Annotated in this window: 24 protein-coding genes; 15 read left to right on the forward strand and 9 right to left on the reverse strand. The window is 73.0% G+C overall.

Annotated elements, in window-relative coordinates:
* The 15 genes from FGD68_RS00900 (at position 1) to radA (ending at position 15057) form a co-directional block, all read left to right on the forward strand.
* A complete protein-coding gene (locus FGD68_RS00900; protein ID WP_119373600.1) occupies positions 1 to 801 on the forward strand; it encodes a sulfite exporter TauE/SafE family protein in 801 nt (266 codons plus the stop codon).
* A gap of 43 nt (positions 802 to 844) precedes the next feature.
* Positions 845 to 1327, forward strand: a complete 483-nt coding sequence (locus FGD68_RS00905) for a hypothetical protein (RefSeq protein WP_146079868.1) — start codon at positions 845 to 847, stop codon at positions 1325 to 1327.
* Between the two features lie 125 nt (positions 1328 to 1452).
* Positions 1453 to 2106, forward strand: a complete 654-nt coding sequence (locus tag FGD68_RS00910; RefSeq protein ID WP_237609668.1) for a hypothetical protein — start codon at positions 1453 to 1455, stop codon at positions 2104 to 2106.
* Positions 2107 to 2143: 37 nt separating this feature from the next.
* The gene (locus FGD68_RS00915) at positions 2144 to 2668 is read left to right on the forward strand and encodes a putative immunity protein (protein WP_119372942.1); all 525 of its coding nucleotides are present in this window, start codon (positions 2144 to 2146) and stop codon (positions 2666 to 2668) included.
* A 280-nt stretch (positions 2669 to 2948) separates the two neighbouring features.
* On the forward strand, positions 2949 to 3053 hold the full coding sequence (gene kdpF, locus FGD68_RS00920; protein ID WP_043668301.1) for a K(+)-transporting ATPase subunit F: 105 nt from the start codon (positions 2949 to 2951) through the stop codon (positions 3051 to 3053).
* Entirely contained in the window at positions 3053 to 4729 is a 1677-nt protein-coding gene (gene kdpA / locus FGD68_RS00925) for a potassium-transporting ATPase subunit KdpA (protein WP_119372941.1), read from the forward strand. Before kdpF ends, kdpA begins: the two co-directional genes overlap by 1 nt.
* Positions 4726 to 6879, forward strand: coding sequence for a potassium-transporting ATPase subunit KdpB (gene kdpB / locus FGD68_RS00930; RefSeq protein WP_119372940.1), 2154 nt, complete (start codon positions 4726 to 4728; stop codon positions 6877 to 6879). The genes kdpA and kdpB overlap by 4 nt, the downstream gene beginning before the upstream one ends.
* A 42-nt stretch (positions 6880 to 6921) precedes the next feature.
* Complete coding sequence (kdpC, locus tag FGD68_RS00935) at positions 6922 to 7530, forward strand: potassium-transporting ATPase subunit KdpC (protein ID WP_119372939.1); 609 nt, start codon at positions 6922 to 6924, stop codon at positions 7528 to 7530.
* Positions 7531 to 7562: 32 nt separating this feature from the next.
* Entirely contained in the window at positions 7563 to 10109 is a 2547-nt protein-coding gene (locus FGD68_RS00940) for a DUF4118 domain-containing protein (protein ID WP_119372938.1), read from the forward strand.
* Positions 10106 to 10810 carry a response regulator gene (locus tag FGD68_RS00945; RefSeq protein WP_119372937.1) on the forward strand — a complete coding sequence of 235 codons (705 nt, stop codon included), beginning with the start codon at positions 10106 to 10108 and terminating at the stop codon, positions 10808 to 10810. Before FGD68_RS00940 ends, FGD68_RS00945 begins: the two co-directional genes overlap by 4 nt.
* A gap of 89 nt (positions 10811 to 10899) precedes the next feature.
* The gene (locus FGD68_RS00950; RefSeq protein WP_237609669.1) at positions 10900 to 11667 is read left to right on the forward strand and encodes an SGNH/GDSL hydrolase family protein; all 768 of its coding nucleotides are present in this window, start codon (positions 10900 to 10902) and stop codon (positions 11665 to 11667) included.
* Between the two features lie 84 nt (positions 11668 to 11751).
* A complete protein-coding gene (locus FGD68_RS00955; protein ID WP_119373331.1) occupies positions 11752 to 12291 on the forward strand; it encodes an RDD family protein in 540 nt (179 codons plus the stop codon).
* Between the two features lie 26 nt (positions 12292 to 12317).
* The gene (locus tag FGD68_RS00960) at positions 12318 to 12677 is read left to right on the forward strand and encodes a hypothetical protein (protein WP_119373330.1); all 360 of its coding nucleotides are present in this window, start codon (positions 12318 to 12320) and stop codon (positions 12675 to 12677) included.
* Between the two features lie 135 nt (positions 12678 to 12812).
* On the forward strand, positions 12813 to 13649 hold the full coding sequence (locus tag FGD68_RS00965) for an ABC transporter permease subunit (RefSeq protein ID WP_182480937.1): 837 nt from the start codon (positions 12813 to 12815) through the stop codon (positions 13647 to 13649).
* A gap of 46 nt (positions 13650 to 13695) precedes the next feature.
* On the forward strand, positions 13696 to 15057 hold the full coding sequence (gene radA, locus FGD68_RS00970) for a DNA repair protein RadA (RefSeq protein ID WP_041464337.1): 1362 nt from the start codon (positions 13696 to 13698) through the stop codon (positions 15055 to 15057).
* A gap of 45 nt (positions 15058 to 15102) precedes the next feature.
* On the opposite strand, the gene FGD68_RS00975 is transcribed toward radA, so the two are convergent.
* The 9 genes from FGD68_RS00975 to FGD68_RS01015 form a co-directional block, all read right to left on the reverse strand.
* Positions 15103 to 15417 (reverse strand): ArsR/SmtB family transcription factor, encoded by a 315-nt coding sequence (locus FGD68_RS00975; RefSeq protein ID WP_012039449.1) that lies wholly within the window; start codon positions 15415 to 15417, stop codon positions 15103 to 15105.
* Positions 15418 to 15529: 112 nt separating this feature from the next.
* The gene (locus tag FGD68_RS00980; RefSeq protein ID WP_012297997.1) at positions 15530 to 15688 is read right to left on the reverse strand and encodes a hypothetical protein; all 159 of its coding nucleotides are present in this window, start codon (positions 15686 to 15688) and stop codon (positions 15530 to 15532) included.
* 117 nt (positions 15689 to 15805) lie between these two features.
* Complete coding sequence (locus tag FGD68_RS00985; RefSeq protein ID WP_237609670.1) at positions 15806 to 16477, reverse strand: hypothetical protein; 672 nt, start codon at positions 16475 to 16477, stop codon at positions 15806 to 15808.
* Positions 16478 to 16577: 100 nt separating this feature from the next.
* On the reverse strand, positions 16578 to 17120 hold the full coding sequence (locus FGD68_RS00990) for an amino-acid N-acetyltransferase (RefSeq protein WP_012039452.1): 543 nt from the start codon (positions 17118 to 17120) through the stop codon (positions 16578 to 16580).
* Positions 17121 to 17171: 51 nt separating this feature from the next.
* Positions 17172 to 17417: a hypothetical protein gene (locus tag FGD68_RS00995; RefSeq protein WP_237609671.1), complete on the reverse strand. Its 246-nt coding sequence runs from the start codon at positions 17415 to 17417 to the stop codon at positions 17172 to 17174.
* A gap of 80 nt (positions 17418 to 17497) precedes the next feature.
* The gene (locus FGD68_RS01000; protein WP_182480909.1) at positions 17498 to 19069 is read right to left on the reverse strand and encodes a sensor histidine kinase; all 1572 of its coding nucleotides are present in this window, start codon (positions 19067 to 19069) and stop codon (positions 17498 to 17500) included.
* Between the two features lie 86 nt (positions 19070 to 19155).
* Complete coding sequence (locus FGD68_RS01005) at positions 19156 to 19929, reverse strand: response regulator transcription factor (RefSeq protein WP_104235294.1); 774 nt, start codon at positions 19927 to 19929, stop codon at positions 19156 to 19158.
* Between the two features lie 57 nt (positions 19930 to 19986).
* Positions 19987 to 20805, reverse strand: a complete 819-nt coding sequence (locus FGD68_RS01010; protein WP_119372921.1) for a tetratricopeptide repeat protein — start codon at positions 20803 to 20805, stop codon at positions 19987 to 19989.
* Between the two features lie 120 nt (positions 20806 to 20925).
* The gene (locus FGD68_RS01015) at positions 20926 to 21954 is read right to left on the reverse strand and encodes a TerC family protein (protein WP_119372922.1); all 1029 of its coding nucleotides are present in this window, start codon (positions 21952 to 21954) and stop codon (positions 20926 to 20928) included.
* Between the last annotated feature and the right edge of the window lie 40 nt (positions 21955 to 21994).

Consider the following 21994-nt stretch of genomic DNA (forward strand, 5'->3'; position numbering starts at 1 on the left):
ATGGACATCGGCGGCTCCCTCGGCGAGATCACGCTCACGGTCGCGCTGCTGATGATCCTGGCGGCGCTCGCAGCCGGGTGGATCGACGCCGTCGTGGGCGGCGGCGGCCTGCTGCAGCTGCCGGCGCTGCTGCTCGTGCCGGGGATCACGCCGGTGGAGGCGCTCGCGACCAACAAGCTCGCGTCGCTGTTCGGCACGTCGACGAGCGCGGTCACCTGGTACCGGCGCACGCACCCGGACCTCCGCACCGCGCTGCCCATGGCGGCCGTCGCGCTGGCCGGGAGCTACGGCGGCGCGAGCCTCGCGGCGCTGCTGCCCGCGTCGGTGTTCAAGCCGCTCGTGGTGGTGGCGCTGATCATCGTGGCCGTCGTCACGATCGCCCGCCCGCGGCTCGGCGACGTCGCCGCGCTCCGCCACACGGGCCGGAAGCACCACGGGATCGCGGCGCTGCTCGGCGTGGTGATCGGCTTCTACGACGGCCTCATCGGACCCGGCACGGGCACGTTCCTGATCATCGCGCTCATCACAGCCCTCGGCTACGACTTCGTGCTCGCGAGCGCCAAGGCGAAGATCGTCAACGTCGCGACCAACCTCGGCGCCCTCGTCTTCTTCATCCCCCAGGGCCACGTGCTCTGGGCGCTCGCGCTCGGCATGGGCGTCGCGAACATGGTCGGCGGCTACGCGGGATCCCGCATGGCGGTCGCCCGCGGCAGCCGCTTCATCCGCATCGCGTTCATCGTGGTGGTCGCGGTGCTCATCGTGAAGGTGGGGTCGGATGTGGTGGCGGAGTGGGGCGCGTGATCTCATCGCTGGACGCCGCGACACGCGTCTGCGACGCTGGAGCATGACCCGATCCCCGCATCGGCTCCGCGCGCGCGGAGCACTGCTGTCCGCCGCAGTGACCGTCGGCGTGATGCTGCTGACAGGCTGCTCGTCCACGAGCGTGGCGTGCGCGGCGTCCGCCTGGATCGACTCCGTCGAGATCAGGCTCTCAGGCTCGGCGGCCGCCGTCGACCGCGTGACGGAGGTCCGCCTCTGCGAGGACGACGTCTGTTCGCGCCTGCAGAGCGACCCGTCGGGGGCGCCCGCCGACGGCGAGCCGGACGAGCGCAGCCGATGGGTCGCGATCCCGTCCTCCGACGGCAGGACCTGGACGATCAGCGTGTCTATGGACGATCCCGAGGACGTGCGCATCACCGGCTTCGCGGCCGACGGAGCGATCCTCGACAGCGCGGAGGAGGAGCTCGAGTGGACGCGCGTCCACCCCGACTCGCCCTGCGACGGCCCGCACGTCACCGATCCGGTCGAGCTCCGGGTCGAGGGCTGAGCGACCGAGGACGCGCGCCGCCGTGCCCCGATCGCGGGCCTGGTGATCCGGCGACCGCGTCCGTAGCGTCGCCGGAGGAGGCGCACCGTCGGCGCGCGCATCCACCCGACGAGGGAGGATCCCGCATGCACCGCATCGGATCGGCGCTGCTGGTGGTCGCGCTGTGCGCGACGGCCGCGGGTGGGCTCGCGCTCGCCACCACCCCGCGTCCGGACGCGCTGCCGCGGCAGGCCGCCGCGTCCCCTCCTGGGACGGCGGATCCGACGCCGTCGCCCTCCGAGCCGCCGACGCCCGCACCGGCAGCGACCTCCGCCGATCTGTCGGCGGGCTGGCGGGGCCCGGTGAACAGCGTCCTCGCGGGCATCATGGGGGACTTCCCGGACGACGTCGCCGAGGCGTGGCTGGAGGGGGACGTGCCGACCGTGGCGTGCTCCGGTGCCGCACCCGCCGAGGTCGTCGAGCGGCTGCGCGCGCTGGAGCGCCCCTACGACGTGCAGGAGGGCCTGGGGATCTCGAGCGTCGAGCTCAACCAGGTGATCGGCGCGCTGGGCGAGCGCGTCCTGGCGGTCGCCCCCGATCGCACCTTCGCCATCAGCGCGTCCGTGCGCGACCGCGCGTTCACGGTGGACATCGGCGCGTCGTCCTCCGACGAACCCTCCGACCTGCGCCTGGACGTCGACGAGCTCGAGGACCGCATCCGAGCTGGCATCCCGGCCGCCGACCTCGCGGGGTTCGACGTCGTCGTCACGGTCGACCCACGCTTCACGATCGGGCTCTGACGGGTCGCCGGCAAGGCTCTCGGAAGGGATCCCCCGCATGCCCATCCTCCCGAAGGAGCGCGACCCCGCCCTCATCACCCTGCGCCGCGGCGGCACGCTGACCGACGACGACCACCGGCTGCTCGCGCTGTGGGCGGTCGCGTGCGCGGAGCACGTGCGGCCGCTGTTCGAGGCGGAGCGACCCGACGACCCGATCCTCCGCGCGACGCTCGAGGTCGCGCGCGGCTGGGTGCGCGGCGAGGTCCCGATGAAGGAGGCGCACCAGCAGTCGTTCCGGGCGAACGCGGCCGGGAAGGGGCTGCCGGATCCGGCGCGGTTCACGGCGCTCGCGGTGGGTCAGGCGATGGCGGTCGCGCACGTCGCCGCGCACGACCTCGGAGCTGCGGCCTACGCGATCCGCGCGGCGAGCGCGGCCGCTCCGCCGGCCGATCGGGACGCCGCCCGTGCCGCCGAGCGGGCGTGGCAGCGCGAGCGGATCCCGGCCCACCTCCGCGACGCCGTCCTCGCCGACCAGCGCGCCCGCTCGAGCATCTGCTGGGGCGTCTTCGACGACCTCGCCTGACGCCGTCGGCGGCGCGATCCCGGGGTGACGCCGCCCCGCCGACCCCCGCGTAGGAGTGTCGTGAGGTTCCCCGCGCCGCCGTGAGGGAACCGTATGGATGCGTGAGGACGCCCGCGCGCGAGGTGTCTACTCGTCCCTCGTGCCCCCGACGGGCACCCGCGTCCGACCGGCCGCGGCATCCCTCAACGGAGGATCCCCCAGTGCTCGACCTCGTGTACATCGCAGGCGCCATCGTCCTGTTCGCCCTCGTCGCCGTCGTCGGCCGAGGAGTGGAGAAGCTGTGATCACCTCGTTCGCCGATGCCGCCGGCCTCGCCGCCGCCGTGCTCGGCATCGCCTCCGTCGTGTACCTCGTGTACGCCCTGATCCGCCCCGAGAGGTTCTGATGGACACGCTCGCCGGCATCCTCCAGGTCGCGTCCGTCGTCCTGGTCCTCGTCCTCATCCACCGCCCGCTGGGCGACCTCATGGCGCGCATGTACGAGTCGCGCCACGACTCCCGCGTCGAGCGCGGCATCTACCGCGTCATCGGCGTGGATCCCCGCTCCGAGCAGACCTGGCCCGCCTACCTCCGCGCGGTGCTCGCGTTCTCCCTCGTAGGCGTCCTCGTCGTCTACGGGATGCAGCGCCTCCAGGCGTTCCTCCCCTACGCGCTCGGCCTGCCCGCCGTGCCCGAGGGCCTGTCCTTCAACACGGCCGTCTCGTTCGTCACCAACACGAACTGGCAGTCGTACTCGCCCGAGGCGACCATGGGCTACACGGTCCAGCTCGCCGGGCTCGCCGTGCAGAACTTCGTCTCGGCGGCGGTCGGCATGGCGGTGGCCATCGCGCTGGTCCGTGGCTTCGCCCGCACGCGCAGCGGCACGATCGGCAACATGTGGGTCGACCTGCTCCGCGGATCCCTCCGCCTGCTGCTGCCCCTGTCGCTCGTCACCGCGGTGGTCCTCATCGCCGGCGGCGTGATCCAGAACTTCGCCGGCTTCCAGGACGTGGCCACCCTCGCGGGCGGCTCGCAGACGATCCCGGGCGGGCCGGTGGCCTCGCAGGAGGCGATCAAGATCCTCGGCACGAACGGCGGCGGGTTCTTCAACGCGAACTCCGCGCACCCGTTCGAGAACCCGACGGCGTGGACGAGCGCGTTCCAGGTGATCCTGATGCTCGCGATCCCGTTCTCGCTCCCCCGCACCTTCGGCAAGGTGGTCGGCGACACCCGCCAGGGCGTCGCGATCGTCGCCGTGATGGCCACGATCTTCGTCGTCTCCCTCACCGCGCTCACGATCTTCGAGCTGAACGGCCAGGGCACGGCCCCGATGGCCGCCGGCGGCGCGATGGAGGGCAAGGAGCAGCGCTTCGGCATCATCGCCTCGACGCTGTACGGCACCGCCTCCACGCTCACCTCCACGGGCGCGGTCAACTCCATGCACGACTCGTACACGGCGCTCGGCGGCATGATGCCGATGCTCAACATGATGCTCGGCGAGGTCGCCCCCGGCGGCACCGGCTCGGGCCTCTACGGCATGCTCATCCTCGCCGTGATCTCGGTGTTCGTCGCGGGCCTGCTCGTCGGCCGCACGCCCGAGTACCTCGGCAAGAAGATCGGGCCGCGCGAGATCAAGCTGGCGAGCCTCTACATCCTCGTCACGCCGATCCTCGTGCTCGTCGGCACCGCGCTCAGCTTCGCGATCCCCGCCGTCCGGGAGGACGTCGAGGGCACCTCGATCCTCAACAGCGGGCTGCACGGCCTCTCCGAGGTGGTCTACGCGTTCACGTCGGCGTCGAACAACAACGGATCCGCGTTCGCCGGCCTCACCGCCTCGACGCCGTGGTTCAACACGGCGCTCGGCGTCGCGATGCTGCTCGGGCGGTTCCTCCCGATGGTGTTCGTGCTGGCGCTCGCCGGATCCCTCGCGGCGCAGGACCGCATCCCCACCACCTCGGGGACCCTGCCCACCCACCGGCCGCAGTTCGTCGGCCTCCTCATCGGGGTGACGGTCATCGTGACCGCTCTCACCTACTTCCCCGTTCTCGCGCTGGGTCCCCTGGCGGAAGGGCTCGCATCATGACCGTCCTGACCACCCCCGAGGCGCCGGCCGAACCGGCTCCCGCAGCCACGCGCGCCCGGGCAATCGACGCCCGGCAGCTCGCCGAGGCGCTCCCCGGCGCGTTCCGGAAGCTCGATCCGCGCTTCATGTGGCGGAACCCGGTGATGCTGATCGTCGAGGTCGGCGCCGCGTTCACCACCGTCCTCGCCATCGCCGAGCCCTTCACGGGCGGCGCGGGATCCTCCGGCGGCAGCGCCGTGCCCGCGACCTTCACGGCCGGGATCGCGCTGTGGCTCTGGCTCACGGTCGTCTTCGCGAACCTCGCGGAGTCGGTGGCCGAGGGCCGCGGCAAGGCGCAGGCCGACAGCCTCCGCAAGACCCGCACCAGCACGATGGCGCACGCCGTCGCGGCCTACGACGCCTCCGGGGATCCCGGCGCCGAGCGCGCCGAGCTCCGCGAGGTGTCGAGCGCCGACCTCACCCTCGGCGACACGGTCGTCGTGGTCGCCGGGGAGTCGATCCCGGGCGACGGCGACGTCGTGTGGGGCATCGCCTCCATCGACGAGTCGGCCATCACGGGCGAGTCCGCGCCCGTCGTCCGCGAGTCCGGCGGAGACCGCAGCGCGGTCACCGGCGGCACGCGGGTGCTGAGCGACCGGATCGTCGTGCGCATCACCTCGAAGCCCGGCGAGACCTTCGTCGACCGCATGATCGGCCTCGTCGAAGGCGCGTCGCGCCAGCGCACGCCGAACGAGATCGCGCTCAACATCCTGCTCGCGAGCCTCACGATCGTGTTCGTGATCGTGGCGCTCACGCTGAACCCCATCGCCTCATACTCGGCGGCGACCGTCAGCGTCCCGGTGCTCATCGCACTGCTCGTCTGCCTGATCCCGACCACCATCGGCGCGCTCCTCTCCGCCATCGGCATCGCCGGCATGGACCGGCTCGTGCAACGCAACGTGCTCGCCATGTCGGGCCGCGCGGTCGAGGCGGCGGGCGACGTCACCACGCTGCTGCTCGACAAGACCGGCACCATCACCTACGGCAACCGCCGCGCCAGCGAGCTGATCCCGGTGGGCGGCGTGACGGGCGACGAGCTCGCCCGCGCCGCGGCCATGTCGTCGCTCGCGGACCCGACGCCGGAGGGATCCAGCGTCGTCGACCTCGCGGTCGCGCAGGGCGTGGACACCGCGACGCTGCCCCGCGGCGTCGACGTGCCGTTCACCGCGCAGACCCGCATGTCGGGCGTCGACCTGCCGGACGGCCGCATCGTCCGGAAGGGCGCCTCGTCCGCCGTGTTCGCCTGGATCGAGGAGGGCGGCCGCGCGCTGCCGGAGCTCGTCCGCGACGAGCTCACGCGCACCGTCGAGGCCGTCTCCAACGGCGGCGGCACCCCGCTCGTCGTCGCGACCAAGGACGCGGACGGATCCGGCCGCGTCCTCGGCGTCGTGCACCTCAAGGACGTCGTGAAGGACGGCCTCAAGGAGCGCTTCGCGGAGCTGCGCGCGATGGGCATCCGCACGGTGATGATCACGGGCGACAACCCGCTCACCGCCCGCGCCATCGCCGCGGAGGCCGGGGTGGACGACCACCTCGCCGAGGCGACGCCCGAGGACAAGCTCGCGCTCATCCGCAAGGAGCAGGAGGGCGGCCGCCTGGTCGCCATGACCGGCGACGGCACCAACGACGCGCCCGCGCTCGCGCAGGCCGACGTCGGCGTCGCGATGAACACGGGCACGTCGGCCGCGAAGGAGGCCGGCAACATGGTCGACCTCGACTCGGACCCGACGAAGCTCATCGACATCGTCCGGATCGGCAAGCAGCTTCTCATCACGCGCGGCGCGCTCACGACGTTCTCCATCGCCAACGACATCGCCAAGTACTTCGCGATCATCCCGGCCATGTTCACGGGCGTCTTCCCGCAGCTCGCGGTGCTCAACGTGATGCAGCTGCACTCGCCGGCGTCCGCGATCCTCTCGGCGATCATCTTCAACGCGCTGATCATCGTGGCGCTCATCCCGCTGGCCCTGAAGGGCGTGGCCTACCGGCCGCTCAGCGCCTCCAAGGTGCTCAGCCGGAACCTGCTCGTCTACGGGGTCGGCGGCGTGATCGCGCCGTTCATCGGCATCAAGCTCGTCGACCTCGTCGTCAGCCTGATCCCCGGCTTCTGATCCCCACACCGATCACCTCACGTCACCGATAGAAGGAAGCGCATGTCCTCCCCCCGCCAGTCCCTCCGCACCGCCGGCGTCGCCGTCCGCGCGATGGCAGTCCTCACCGTCGTCCTCGGCGTCGGCTACACGGCCGTCGTCACGGGCATCGGCCAGCTCGCGCTCCCCGCGCAGGCGGACGGCTCGCTCGTCTCCTCCGGCGGCCAGGTCGTCGGATCCTCGCTGATCGGCCAGTCCTTCCAGGACTCCGACGGCGCGGCCCTCCCCGAGTGGTTCCAGTCCCGGCCCTCGGCCGCGGGCGACGGCTACGACGCGTCCGCCTCCAGCGGCTCGAACCTCGGCCCGGAGAACGACGACCTCGTGTCGTCCATCGCGGACCGGAAGGCCGCGATCGCGGAGTCCGACGGCGTGGATCCGAGCACCATCCCCGACGACGCGCTCACCGCATCCGCGTCGGGGCTCGATCCGCACATCAGCCCGGAATACGCTCGGGAGCAGGTGGCGCGCATAGCCTCGGCCCGGGGCATCCCCGAGCAGCAGGTCGAGCGCCTCGTCGACGAGCACGTGCAGGGCCGCGACCTCGGCTACCTCGGGGAGCCGACCGTCAACGTGCTCGAGCTGAACATCGCGCTCGCCGGCCTCGGCGGCTGACGCCCGCACCACGCGGGCAAGGAAGAGAAGACATGAAGCGCGGTCGACTGCGGGTGCTGCTGGGAGCGGCGCCGGGCGTGGGCAAGACCTACGCGATGCTCGAGGAGGGCAGGCGGCTGCGCGACGAGGGCGCCGACGTGGTGGTCGCGGTCGTGGAGACCCACGGCCGCGCCGCCACGGCGGCGATGCTCGAGGGGCTGGAGATCCTGCCCCGGCGCGAGGTGTCGCACCGCGGGGTGGAGATCACCGACCTCGACGTGGACGCGGTCATCGCCCGCCGGCCGACCATCGCGCTGGTCGACGAGCTCGCCCACACGAACGCCCCGGGCGGCCGCAGCGAGAAGCGCTGGCAGGACGTGGACCTCATCCGCGACGCCGGCATCGACGTGATCTCCACCGTCAACATCCAGCACATCGCCTCGCTCAACGACGTGGTGGAGAAGATCACCGGGGTGCCGCAGCGCGAGACGATCCCCGACCGCGTGCTCCGCGAGGCGCACCAGATCGAGGTCATCGACCTGGCGCCCGAGGCCCTGCGCGACCGGCTCGCCGGCGGGCGCGTGTACCCGGCCGAGCGGATCGACGCGGCCCTCTCCCACTACTTCCGCCTCGGCAACCTCACCGCCCTCCGCGAGCTCGCGCTCCTCTGGCTCGCGGACGAGGTCGACACCGCGCTCGCCGCCTACCGCGACGAGAAGGGGATCGACGCCCGATGGGAGGCCCGCGAGCGGGTGGTCGTGGCGCTCACCGGCGGACCCGAGGGCGAGACCCTCCTCCGCCGCGGCGCCCGGATCGCGGCCCGCTCGGCCGGCGGCGAGCTCATGGCCGTGCACGTGTCCAGCCAGGACGGCCTCCGCTCCGGCAGCCCGGAGGCGCTCGCCAGCCAGCGCGCGCTCGTCGACTCGCTCGGCGGCAGCTACCACCAGGTCGTCGGCGACGACATCCCGCGCGCGCTCGTCGAGTTCGCGCGCGCGTCCAACGCCACGCAGCTCGTGCTCGGCGTCAGCCGCCGCAGCCGCCTCGCCGCCGCGGCGACCGGTCCCGGCATCGGCGCCACGGTGATCCGCGAGTCCGGCGACATCGACGTGCACATCGTCACGCACGCGGCCGCCGGCGGGCGCTTCCGGCTGCCGCGCATCCGGGGCGGCGCGCTCAGCATCCGGCGCCGGATCCTCGGCGGGCTCCTCGCGCTCGTCGGCGGCCCGCTGCTCACCTGGCTGCTCTCGGCGACGCGCTCGGACGACTCCATCACGAGCGACGTGCTCTCGTACCAGCTGCTCGTGGTGCTCGTCGCGCTCGTCGGCGGGATCTGGCCGGCACTGTTCGCGGCCGTGCTCTCCGGCTTCACGCTCGACTTCTTCTTCATCGACCCGCTCTACACGATCACCGTCGACGAGCCGCTGCACCTGCTCGCGCTCGTGCTGTACGTGGTCATCGCGCTGCTCGTCAGCTGGATCGTCGACCAGGCGGCCCGGCGCACCCGCCTCGCCCGCCGCGCGGTCGCCGAGGCCGAGCTGCTGGCGACCGTGTCGGGATCCGTGCTCCGCGGCGAGGGCGCCGTGCACGCGCTCGTGAGCCGCACCCGCGAGGCGTTCGGCCTGCAGGGCGTGAAGCTCGTGGACCGCGACGAGACCATCGCGTGGGACGGCGTCGTCACCGGCGGCGCATCGACCGACGTGCCCGTGGGATCCCGCGGCGTGCTCACGCTCTACGGCGACGACCTCGAGGCATCCGGCCGGCGCCTCCTCCGCGTCATCGCCGCCCAGCTCGACGCCGCGCTCGAGCACCGCGACCTCTCGGACACCGCGCGCGAGGTCGGCCCGCTCGCCCAGACCGACCGCGTGCGCACGGCCCTGCTCTCCGCCGTCAGCCACGACCTCCGCCGACCGCTCAGCGCCGCGACCGCCGCCGTCAGCGCGCTCCGCTCACCCGGCATGACCTGGGCCGACGGCGACCGCGAGGAGCTGCTCGCGACCGCCGAGGAGAGCCTCGGCACGCTCGCCGACCTGGTCACCGACCTCCTCGACGTGAGCCGCGTGCAGGCCGGCGTGCTCGGCGTGCGGCTGATGGACGTCGACCTCGACGACGTCGTGCTCGCCGCCCTCGACGAGCTCGACCTCGGGCCGGCCGACGCCGTGCTCGACCTCGCGCCCGACCTGCCGGGCGCCGTCGCGGATCCGGGCCTCCTCCAGCGGGTGGTCGTCAACCTGCTGAGCAACGCCGTGCGGCACGCGCCCGAGGGCTCACCCGTGCGGCTCAGCACGAGCGCGTTCGCCGACTCCGTGGAGATCCGCGTCGTGGACCACGGGCCGGGCGTCGCGCCCGAGCGCCGCGACGACATGTTCGTGCCGTTCCAGCGCTTGGGCGACACCGACAACGCGTCCGGGCTCGGCCTCGGCCTCGCGCTCTCGAAGGGCTTCACCGAGGGGATGGGCGGCACGCTCACCGCCGAGGACACCCCGGGCGGCGGCCTCACGATGGTCGTCGCGCTGCCGGTGTGCCGCGCGGACGCCGAGCCCATCGCCGACCCGCCTTCCCCGACGGTCGTCCCCGCGAGCGCCTCGGAGGTGTCCGCGTGAAGATCCTCATCGCCGACGACGACCAGCAGATCCTCCGGGCCCTGCGGATCACCCTCACGAGCCTCGGCTACGACATCGTCACCGCGGAGGACGGAGCCGCCGCCGTGCGCGCCGCCGTCGCCGAGAAGCCCGACCTCTACATGATCGACCTCGGCATGCCGCGGCTCGACGGCGTCGAGGTGATCCAGGCGCTCCGGCTGTGGTCGACCGCTCCGATCCTCGTGGTCTCGGGCCGCTCGGGCGCCGCCGACAAGGTCGAGGCGCTCGACGCGGGCGCCGACGACTACGTGACCAAACCGTTCTCCATCGACGAGCTGCTCGCCCGGATCCGCGCCCTCGGCCGCCGCGCCGCCGCCGACGAGGACCGCTCCGCGACGGTCTCCTTCGCCGACGTGACGGTCGACCTCGCCGCCCGCGTCGTCACGCGCGCCGACCAGCGCGTGCGCCTCACGCCCACCGAGTGGCAGGTGCTCGAGCTGCTCGTGCGGAACCCCGACCGGCTCGTCTCGCGCCAGACGCTCCTCACCGAGATCTGGGGCCCGACCCACCTGAACGACAGCGGCTACCTGCGGCTCTACGTGGCGCAGCTGCGCAAGAAGCTCGAGCCGGATCCGTCGCACCCGCGGCACCTGCTCACCGATCCCGGGATGGGGTACCGGTTCGTGCCCGCGGGAGCGGGCCGGGCGCCGGGCGCCGGGTAGCGCGGCCGGCCGGTGCGCCGGGCAGCCGATCAGCGCACGACCGCCCCGCGGTCAGCCGGCGCCCGGATCCGCGCGCGTATGCTCCCGTGGTGCCCCAGAGATCCACCCGCCCCGCCGCCCTCATCGCCTCCGTCACCGCCGCGCTCGGCGGCCTCGCCGCCGCGGCCCTCGTGGTGCCGCGCCGGTTCGAGGCCGGCCGACGGGAGCGGGCCGTGGTCCTCAACGAGACGCTCCCCGTGAACTCCGCCTGGTGGCGCGAGCAGGCGAAGCTCGAGGGCGACCTCCTCTACGTGGCGCTCGGCGACTCGACCGCGCAGGGCATCGGCGCGAGCCGCCCGGGCAACGGCTACGTCGGGATCCTCGCCGACCGGATCCGCGCCTTGAGCGGCCGCTCGGTCCGCACCGTCAACCTCAGCGTCTCGGGCGCCCGGGCCTCCGACCTCGTCGAGCACCAGCTCCCCCGCCTCGCGAAGATGCAGCCCGACGTGGTGACCCTCGCGATCGGCGCGAACGACATCCTGGCGTTCGAGCCGGTCGCGTTCGAGCACGACCTCGGCCGGATCCTCGACGCCGTCCCGCCGACCACCGTCGTCGCCGACCTGCCGTGCTTCCACTTCCCGGCGAGCGAGCGCAAGGTGCGCGTCGCGAACGAGATCGTCCGCCGCCTCGCCACCGACCGCGGCCTCCGCATCGCCCCGCTGCACCGCATCACCCGCCGACAGACGGCCGTGCTCGCCCTCACCCAGGCCGCGGGCGACCTCTTCCACCCGAACGACCGCGGCTACCGCGTCTGGGCGAGCGCGTTCCTGCCGTTCCTCCCGGCGACGGTGCGCGCGCTGGAGGTGGCGGGGCGCTGACGCGACCGCGGAAGCTGACGCGTTGACGACGTCGCGTCGTCGTCGGATGCGCCCGCGCCCGCGCCCACGGATAGGGTCGCGACCATGACCCGACAGCCCGGCGCCCGCCTCCTCGCCGGCCTGATCGACTGGCTCTTCATGACCGTCTGGATCGGCCTGGTCTCGGCCGTGACGGTCCCTCTCTTCCTGGTCGGCGCCACGATCGCGCTCCCTCCCGTCGCGGGGAACGTGGTCGCGACGTTGGTGCTGGTGGTCCCGATCACGCTCGCGCTGGCGGTGTGGGAGTCCGGCCCGCGGCAGGCGACGCCGGGCAAGCGCGCCCGTCGCCTGGTCGTGCGCGACGTCCACTCGGGTGAGGCGCTCCCCTTCCGTCGCGCGCTCCTTCGCAGCGCCCTCAAGATCGCGCTCCCCTGGGTGATCGCGCACACGGCGGTCTACGCGCTCGTCGACGCGAGCGGCACGACGGGCGTGACGCCGACCGGGGCGCAGGCGGCGACGCTCGCCGCGTACGTCTTGCCCGTCGCGTACCTGTGCACCCTGTTCCTCGGATCCGGCCGCACGCCCTACGATCGCGCCGCGGGCGCCCTCGTCGTGCGGGTGGCGCCCGGTCCGCCTCGCGTCTGACCGACCCGCGTCCCTAGGGTGGGAGCATGGCCGACGACACCCCCGACGCCCGCTCCACCGGCACCGTCTGGCTGGTGATCGGGCTCTTCTCGGGCGCGCTGCTCGTCACCGGCGCAGGAGTGTCGTCGTGGATCTCCGCGGCCGCCTTCGCCCTCTCCGTGTCCATGTACGTACGCGCCCGCGGCCGGGGCCGGGCGCTCGCGCCCCCGCCGACCGGCACGCTCTGGTTCGTTGTCACGCTGATCGTCGGCGCGCTCCTCGTGACCGGCAGCTTCCAGCCTCCCTGGGTCGGCGCCGCGGCACTCGCGGCCGCCGTGCTCCTCTACATCCGCGCGATGGTCCGCCTATCGGCCCGACCTGCGACGGACCCGGATCCCGCCGACTGACCGGCCGTGCGCATGGTCCGCGGCGCCCGATGTCCCCGGGTACCGCGCTCGCATCGCCGCGCGGCACCCGCGGCCCGTCAGCCCGGCACCGCCGCCCGACTCGGCTCCTCGCGTCCCCTCCGTAGCGTCGGCCGCATGATCCCGACCACCGGAACCACCCGCCACCCGCACGCCGCCCGCGACCCCCGGCGCACGCGGGTCACGTTCCGCCGCGCGACCCGCTCCGAGCTGCTCAAGCTCGCGACGCTCCGCTCCACCCGCTGGACCGCCGCGCTGGTCGTGCTCGCGGGCGTCGGCATCAGCGTGATGGCGTCGCTCGTGGCGAACCCGCTGCCCGCCGGCTCCTCGCCGTCGACCGCGGACGCGGGCACGGCCGCCGTCCTCACGACGCCGCTGCTGCTCAGCCAGATCGTCGTCGGCGTGCTCGGAGTGCTCGCCATGGGGTCCGAGTACTCGTCCGGCACGATCCGCTCCACCCTCGCCGCGGTGCCGGACCGCCTCCAGGCGCTGGCCGCGAAGGCGCTCGCGGTCGCGCTGGTCGCGTTCGCACTCGGGGTGATCCCCGGCCTCGCCGCCTACCTGCTGACCCTCGGCACGCGCGCCGACCTCGGCTACGACGGCGGCCTCGCGTCGTGGGGCGTGCTCGGGCCGCTGCTCGGATCCGGCGCCTACCTCGCCATGATCGCCCTCCTCGGCCTGGCGCTCGCGACCCTGATGCGCAGCGGCCTCGCGGCCATCACCGCGTTCATCGGGATCCAGCTCGTGCTGCCCACCGTCGTCGGCCTGCTGCCCGATCTCGGCGGCGTCCCGGCGTACGACCTGCTCCTCACGACAGCCGGCCGGATCCTCACGGGCACCACGGGGAGCATCGCCCCGCCGCCCGCGACCGGCCTCGAGGTCGCCGTCGTCGCGGCCTGGCTCCTGCTCCCGGCGACCGCCGCGGCGCTCTTCTTCCGCCGCCGCGACGCCTAGCGCCGCGCGTCCGCCCATGTCGGTGCCCGCCGGTAGAGTCCCCCGCATGGCCCGCATCCACTCCACGTACCGCTGCTCGGAGTGCGGGTGGACGACCCCGAAGTGGGTCGGCCGATGCGCTGAGTGCCAGAGCTGGAACACCGTCGCGGAGGTGTCGCAGACGCCCGCGGCCGCCGGTCGCGTCACCACGCTCACGCCCGCCGGATCCAGCCAGGCACGGTCGATCATGCACGTCGGCACCGCGTCCGCCAGCCACATGCCGAGCGGCGTCGGCGAGCTCGACCGCGTGCTCGGCGGCGGCATCGTGCCGGGCGCGGCCATCCTCATGAGCGGCGAGCCCGGTGTCGGCAAGTCCACGCTGCTGCTCGAGGTCGCGGCGCGCGCCGCGGCGAAGGGCGCGAAGGTCCTCTACGTCACGGCCGAGGAGTCCGTGGCGCAGGTGCGCATGCGCGCCGAGCGCACGGGCGGGCTGCAGGAGTCGCTCATGATCGCGGCCGAGACCGACCTCGGCACGATCCTCGGCCACATCGAGCAGGTCGCGCCCGACCTCCTCATCGTCGACTCCGTGCAGACCGTCTCCAGCAGCACGTCCGACGGCCTGCCCGGCCACCCCGGCCAGGTGCGCGAGGTCGCCGTCACCCTCATCCGCGTCTGCAAGGAGCGCGACCTGCCGCTGCTGCTCGTCGGCCACGTCACGAAGGACGGATCCATCGCCGGCCCGCGGCTCCTCGAGCACCTCGTCGACGTGGTCTGCCAGTTCGAGGGCGACCGGCAGACGTCGCTGCGCTTCATTCGCGCGCTCAAGAACCGCTTCGGCCCCACGGACGAGGTCGGCTGCTTCGAGATGGCGGGCGACGGCATCGTCGAGGTGCCGGATCCCAGCGGCATGTTCCTCTCGCGCGGGGTCCACTCGGTGAGCGGCACGTGCGTCACCGTCGCGATGGAGGGCCGCCGCGCCCTGCCCGTGGAGGTGCAGGCGCTCGTCGTCGACACCAAGGCGCCGCAGCCGCGCCGGGTGGTCAACGGGGTGGACGCGTCGCGCGTAGCGATGCTGCTCGCGGTGCTCGAGAAGCGCGCCAACGTGCGGCTCTCGGATCGCGACGTCTACGTCTCCACGGTCGGCGGCGTGCGCCTCACCGAGCCCGCGGCGGATCTCGCCATCGCCGTCGCGCTCGTGTCCGCCGTCAACGGCAAGGCCATGCCGCACGACCTCGCGGCGTTCGGCGAGATCAGCCTGGCGGGCGAGATCCGCGGCGTCACGTCGGCGCCGCAGCGCGCGGCGGAGGCCCGGCGGCTCGGCTTCACGCAGATCGTCGACGCCGAGTGGGGCCCGCTGTTCTCCGCGCTCGGCCGCGCGTTCTCCCTCGCGAAGAGCGAGCGGGAGAAGGAGCTCGACGAGGCGTTCTGATCCGCGGGCCACGACCCGGGCCGCCCGCCAGCGCGGGCTACGGGCTCAGCCCGCGTCGACGGAACCGACCACGTGCTCGCGCACGTGCGCCACGGCGTCATCCACCACGTGGGTCACGTGCGTGTCCGCCACCTCGTAGCGGGCGATGCGCCCGTCGCGCTCCACGGTAACCAGACCCGCCGACCGCAGCACGCGCAGGTGCTGCGACACGAGTGGTTGCGAGAGGCCCGACTCGGCGACCAGCTCCGTCACGCTCATCTGCCGCGATGCGAGCAGCCCGATGAGGCCGAGGCGCGACGGCGAGGACAGCGCCTTGAAGAGGTCGGCGGCCTGCTCGAAGCCGGGGGGTGGGTAGGTCATCTGGACGATCCTAGGCCGAGGCGGAGACGCGACCCGGCCCGGATACGGCGACGGGGACCTGGCCTCACGGCCTGGTCCCCGTCTCGATCGTCGCGCGTCGTCGCGCGATGTATCAGTGCTCGTCGTAGTGGTCGCCGTGCTCGGCGTGCTTGTGTCCGTCGTGGACGTAGTCGACGTGGTCCTCGTGCGTGACGGTCTCGTGACCGCAGTCGGCGCCGTGCTGGTGCTCGGCGACGGTGTGCTCGGCGTGGGTCTCGGTGGTGTCGGTCATGATGCGTCCTAACGTCGGTGGAGCACCAGGATGACAGACACATGCACGGATTGCAATGAATGCATCCAATTGGGAATCGTGCTCATGTGCGCACATGGGCGCCGGCCGCTGCGCGCGTCAGTAGAGCAGGAAGGACTTCGGCTCGGCGCTCTTCACGCCGGCCACCTCTACCGAGAGCGTGTAGGTCGCGCCGCCGGCGGGCACGGCCGGACGCTCCTTCTCCTGGCACGTGGTGGTGGACGACCGCTGGCGCGACCACTCGAACGGCGACGACGTCTGCGGCGTGCGGGCGGCGAGCTCGACCTCGGCGTCCTCCGCGCCCGTCTGGCAGTCGGTCGACTTCCAGTAGACGTCGGATCCGCTCGAGATCGTGAACACCTGCGTGGTCGTCCCGAGGTTCGCCGTGCAGGGCTCCATGCCGGTGTTCGTGACGGTGAAGGAGAGCTTCGGCAGCACGCCCGCCTTGTAGGAGGCGGCGTCGGTGACGGGCGTGACGGTCAGCTGGCCCGCGGCGCAGGATCCGTCGGCGTTCGTCTCCGTGCCGGTGCCTGCGCTGGCGCTCGGGCTGGGGTCGGGGGTCGGCTCGGCGGCGGCGTCACCCGAGTCGCCGGCGGCGGCATCCGCGCTGGGCGTCGCGCCGGGGGCTGCGGTGTCGGCCGAGCCGCGGCCGAGGTTCGAGACGATGATCACGACGACGGCGATCACGGCCACCACGACGAGCAGCGCGAGCAGGCGGCGACGGCGGTACACGGCCGCGGACGGGCGGCCTCCGGGCGAGGTCGAGGACATGACCACAGGCTACGGTCGGGTGCCCGCGGGGCCGGGTCGGCGCGCCCGCCGCCCACATCCCTCGGGGGATCCGGGCGTCAGCGGCCAGGAGCGGGGGGGGTCAGAGCGCCTTGAGCATGCGCGTGTTGCCGAGGGTGTTCGGCTTCACGCGGGAGAGGTCGAGGAACTCGGCGATGCCCTCGTCGTGCGAGCGGAGCATCTCGTAGTAGATCTCCTGCGCGATGATCGACTCGGCGACCTCGTGGTAGCCGTGGCGGGAGAAGAAGCCGACCTCGAAGGTCAGGCAGAACAGGCGGCTGAGGCCGAGCTCGCGGGCGTCGTCCTCGAGGCGCTCGAGCAGCGCGTGGCCGACCCCGGTGCCGCGGGTGTGCGGGGCGGCGGCGAGGGTGCGGATCTCGCCGAGGTCCTCCCACATCACGTGCAGCGCGCCGCAGCCGACGACCTCGCCGGACGCGTCGACCGCGACCCGGAACTCCTGCACGTTCTCGTAGAGCACGACGAGGTCCTTGCCGAGGAGGATGCCCTCCATAACGAGCGGCTCGACGAGCTGCTGGATCCGCGGCACGTCGCCGGTGCGCGCGCGTCGCACGCGGATGCCGGCTGCGGGCTCCACGGACTCGGCGGTGACTGGCTCTGCGCTCACGATGACGACCCTCTCGATCCGCGGCTCGGGCGCCCGGATCAGGGGTCCAGCCTAGCGACGGGCGGATCCCGCGTCCGGGGCGGGCGGGTCGGCGTCGGCGGCAGCACCCGGGGCCGGTGTCGCGAGCCGCGCGATCATCCGCGGCGCGATCCACACGATCGCCACCACGCCCACCAGCGCACGCAGCCCGGCGAACACGAGCACCCACCACCCGACCCCGTCGCCGCCGACGATGAGCGCGATCCCGATGACGACGAGCGCCGCGTCCGCGACGAACGGCACGCGCAGCCAGAACATGAGGCGGCGGACGGGATCTATGCCCCGATCATGCGCCGTCGACCTGCGCGGGCGTCCGTCGCGCGGGGCATGGGGCGTCATCACGCCGGGCGCGGCCCAGGGCGATCGGCGACAGGCGCGCCCGACGGCGGCGCCCAGCGGTCGGACGCTCCATCGGCGACGGCCCGCGCATCCACCGCGCGCCGCTCCACCGGCAGCCGCACCCCGAAGACCGTGCGGCCCGGCTCCGACTCCACCCAGATGGCGCCGTGGTGCGCCGCGACGATCGCCTGCGCGATCGCGAGACCGAGGCCCGTGCCGCCGGTGGAGCGGGCCCGGGATCCGTCGCCGCGCACGAAGCGCTCGAACAGGGACTCCTGCAAGGCGGGCGGGATGCCGGGTCCGTCGTCGGTCACGCGGATGACGGCGTGCGCATCCGGACCCGCGCCCTCCACCGCGAGCGACGCGACCACGCGCGTCCCGGCCGGGGTGTGCGTGCGGGCGTTCGCGAGCAGGTTGACGACCACCTGGCGGAGCCGCGCATCGTCGCCGGGGACGCTCACGGAATCGTCCGGCAGGTCGAGGTCCCAGTCGTGGTCCGGGCCCGCCGCGCTCGCGTCGCCGACCGTGTCGAGGAGGATGCGCGTGAGGTCGACCGGATCCGACTCCAGCTCGCGCCCCTCGTCGAGGCGCGCGAGGAGCAGGAGGTCCTCGACGATCGTGGTCATGCGCACCGACTCCGACTCGATGCGCGACAGCGAGTGCGTCACGTCCTCGGGCAGCTGGTGCGGCCCGCGGCGAGTCAGCTCGGCGTAACCGCGGATGGAGGCGAGCGGCGTGCGCAGCTCGTGGCTCGCGTCCGACACGAACCGCCGCACCTTGGCCTCGCTCGCCTGCCGCGACGCCAGCGCCGCGGCGACGTGGCCGAGCAGGCCGTTGAGCGCGGCACCCACGCGGCCGACCTCAGTGCGCTCGTCGGTGTCGGATGCGGGCACGCGCGCCTCGAGCGCGACGTCGCCGCGGTCCAGCTCGAGGGCGGCCACGTGGGTCGCCGTGTCGACGACCCGGTCGAGCGGCCGCAGGGCGCGCCGCACGATGACGGCGCCGAGCACCGCGGCGAGCGCCAGCGTGAGGGCGGCGACCACGGTGATCACGAGGATGAGCTGCTCCACCACGTCGTCGGCGGGCTTCGTCGGCAGGCCGGTGACGATGATGGCGCCCGACGACGAGGTCTCGCCGATGAGCCGGTAGCTGCCGAGCGCACCGCCCAGGTCGACCGTGCGCGGGACCCCGTCCGTGGGCACGCTCTGCAGCTTCTGGCTCTGCACCTGCGTGAGCTCCACCGTGCCGGCGCCACCCGGCTCGCCCTCGGCGGCGTCACGGTCGGCGATGTACCCGCCCGAGACGACGACGCCGTCGACGATGGTCGCGCTGATCGTGCCGACCTGCTGCCCGAACGCGCCGAGTCCACCGGGCGCCCCGGGGAAGCTGCCGTAGTCGTCCGGATCCCGGTCGACGAAGCTCTGCGACCGCGCCGCGGTGGCCTGCAGCTGCTGGTCGACCTGCTGCATCAGCGACGTCCGCAGCGCCAGGATGCTCACGGTGCCGATGAGGATGCTCGCGAGCGCCAGCAGCCCCACGACGCTGAGGACGAGCCGGCGGCGCAGGGTCATGCCGCGCGCCGCAGCGGCCAGTCGTTCGCGCAGCGGCGGCGCGCCCTGCGCCGGCGCATCCGGCGACGGGGCGACCTGCGGCGTAGTCACTCCGCGGCCTTGAGCATGTAGCCGCTGCCGCGCACCGTGTGGATCATCGGGCTACGGCCGGCGTCGATCTTGCGCCGCAGGTAGGAGATGTAGATCTCGACCACGCTCGACTTGCCGCCGAAGTCGTAGCTCCACACCCGGTCGAGGATCTGCAGCTTGCTCAGCACGCGGCGCGGGTTGCGCATCAGATAGCGCAGCAGCTCGAACTCGGTGGCGGTGAGCTCGATGGGGTCGCCGGCGCGCGCGACCTCGTGGCTGTCCTCGTCGAGGGTGAGGTCGCCGACGCGGATCACCGGGTCGACGCTGTCGCTCACCACGAGCGTCGAGCGGCGGATGAGGCCGCGCAGCCGGGCCACGACCTCCTCCAGGCTGAACGGCTTGGTCACGTAGTCGTCGCCGCCCGCGGTGAGGCCGGCGAGCCGGTCGTCGAGCGAGTCCTTGGCGGTGAGGAAGAGCACGGGGATGTCCTCGGCGTCGGCGCGCAGCCGCGACAGCACCTGGAGGCCGTCGAGGTCGGGCAGCATGATGTCGAGCACCACGGCGTCGGGCTTGAACTCGCGCGCGGCGGCGAGCGCCTGGTGCCCGTTCTCGGCCGTGCGGATCTGCCAGCCCTCGTAGCGGAGCGCCATCTGGAGCAGGTCGGTCAGGGACGCCTCGTCGTCGACGACGAGCACCCGGATGGGCGACCCGTCGGCGCGGGTGAGGCGGGGCTGCGGGGCGGCGGCGGGCTGGAAGCCGGAGGGCGTTGCGGTGGTCACGGGATCCATCATCCGGATCTTCCTATGAAGCGCCCATGAGCCCGCCATGGGGCCGCCTCGGCGGGATGGTCAGAACGGGAGCGGGCCGCCGGTCCGGAGATTCGCGGAGACCAGACCGTAGACGATGAGCCCGAGCATGATGGCCCCGATGATCCACGGGCTCACGTCGACGTCAACAGGATCGCTGTCGGGCTCGCGGCGGCGCCGGAACCGCTCGTCGGCTCGCATCACGAAGGCGCGCGCGGCGCATGCGGCCGCCATCGTGCCGAGCGTGGCGGTGCCCGTCCAGCGAGCGAGCGCGGTCACCGGCTGATCGAACAGCGCGGCCAGCCAGACGAGCCCCGCTCCCAGAGCGAAGACGGCACCGACAATCCACCACGAGAAGTCCGTCGCCATACCAACGACCTCCATGGCGCCGGAGGGCCACATCGCCGCACGCTCTGCCTGCTCCGCCGCCTGTCGCGCCGCCTTCCGCTCCCATCGGGTCATGCGCGCCGGGTCGGCGAAGTGCGCCCGGTAGCGCTCGATCTCGGGCAGCAACGCGGCGGCCTCGTCCGGCAGCTCGGGTTCGGACCCGGGCTCGGACGGGTCCGCGGGAGGGAGCGCCAGGAACGCCGGGATCTCGTCGTCCGCGATCCCGGAGTGCGCGATCATGCGCGCGAGCCGATCGCGCTCGACGTCCGTCGTCCAAGCGGGGAATGCGATGCCCCAGCGACCCGCCTGATCCGGTGCGATGAGCTCGCGGTACAGCTCGGCGAGCACGAGCCGGCACGCCCGGTCCGTGGGAACCTCGCGCACGCGCTGCTTGAGGAGGGTCAGGATCTCCGATCGCAGCCCCTCCTCCCAGAGCTGGTGGGCGCGGGTCGCGGAATCGGGGTCGTCGGGCACCCGGTGATGCTGCCAGGTCGGCGCGCCCCACGAGCGGCCAGCGCACGGATCCGCCGGGCCGCACGACGACGGGCCCGGCGCGCGATGCGCCGGGCCCGGGTCGTGCGGAGGTGCGCGGAGCTAGTGCTTCTCCTCCGTCGCGCGGGTGACGCTCTCGCCGTCGACGCTCGCGCGGTCCTCCTTCTGCTTGTCGCCGCGGGTCTTCGCGAGGCTCGCGACGGTGGCGACCGTGATGGTCGCGCCGATGAACAGGAGCGAGAACCAGATCGGGATCTCGGGCGCCCACAGCATCGGCTCGCCGCCGTTGATGAAGGGCAGCTCGTTGACGTGCATCGCGTGCAGCACGAGCTTCGCGCCGATGAACGCGAGGATCACCGCGAGGCCCTGCGACAGGTAGACGAGGCGCTCGAGCAGGCCGCCGATGAGGAAGTACAGCTGGCGGAGGCCCATCAGCGCGAAGGCGTTCGCGGTGAACACGATGTACGCCTCGTTCGTGAGGCCGTAGATGGCGGGGATCGAGTCGAGCGCGAACACCAGGTCGACGAAGCCGATCGCGATGACGCAGAGCAGCAGCGGGGTGACGAAGCGCTTGCCGTCGATCTTCGTGGTGAAGCGGTCGCCGACGAACTCGTCGTGGACGGGGAGGATCCGGCGGGCGATGCGTACGAACATGTTGTCCGCCGCGTTGCCGCCGTGGTCGCCCTTCAGCTGCTGGTACGCGAGCACGAACAGCAGCGCGCCGAAGATGTAGAAGACCCAGGAGAAGTTCTCGATGAGCGCGGCGCCCAGCGCGATGAAGCCGGCCCGCATGATCAGCGCGATGACGATGCCGATCATCAGCACCTTCTGCTGGTACTTCCGCGGCACGGCGAACCCGGTCATGATCAGCAGGAACACGAACAGGTTGTCGATCGACAGGGCCTTCTCGGTGAGGTAGCCGGCGAAGTACTCGCCGCCGTAGCCCCAGCCGCTCGTGAAGCCGATGCCGACGCCGAAGATCAGCGCGAGGCCGATGTAGAAGGCCGACCAGCGGGCGGACTCGCCGATGGTGGGCTCGTGCGGCTTGCGCACGTGGGTGAAGAACTCGTAGACGAAGAACGCGATGGTGACCGCGATCGTGATGAGCCAGGTGGTCGTGGTGATGTTCACGGGGGTCTCCGGTGATGAGGCCGACGGGAATCGGAACGGC

The organism is Clavibacter californiensis, from assembly GCF_021952865.1.
GTDB classification, from domain to species: Bacteria; Actinomycetota; Actinomycetes; order Actinomycetales; family Microbacteriaceae; genus Clavibacter; species Clavibacter californiensis.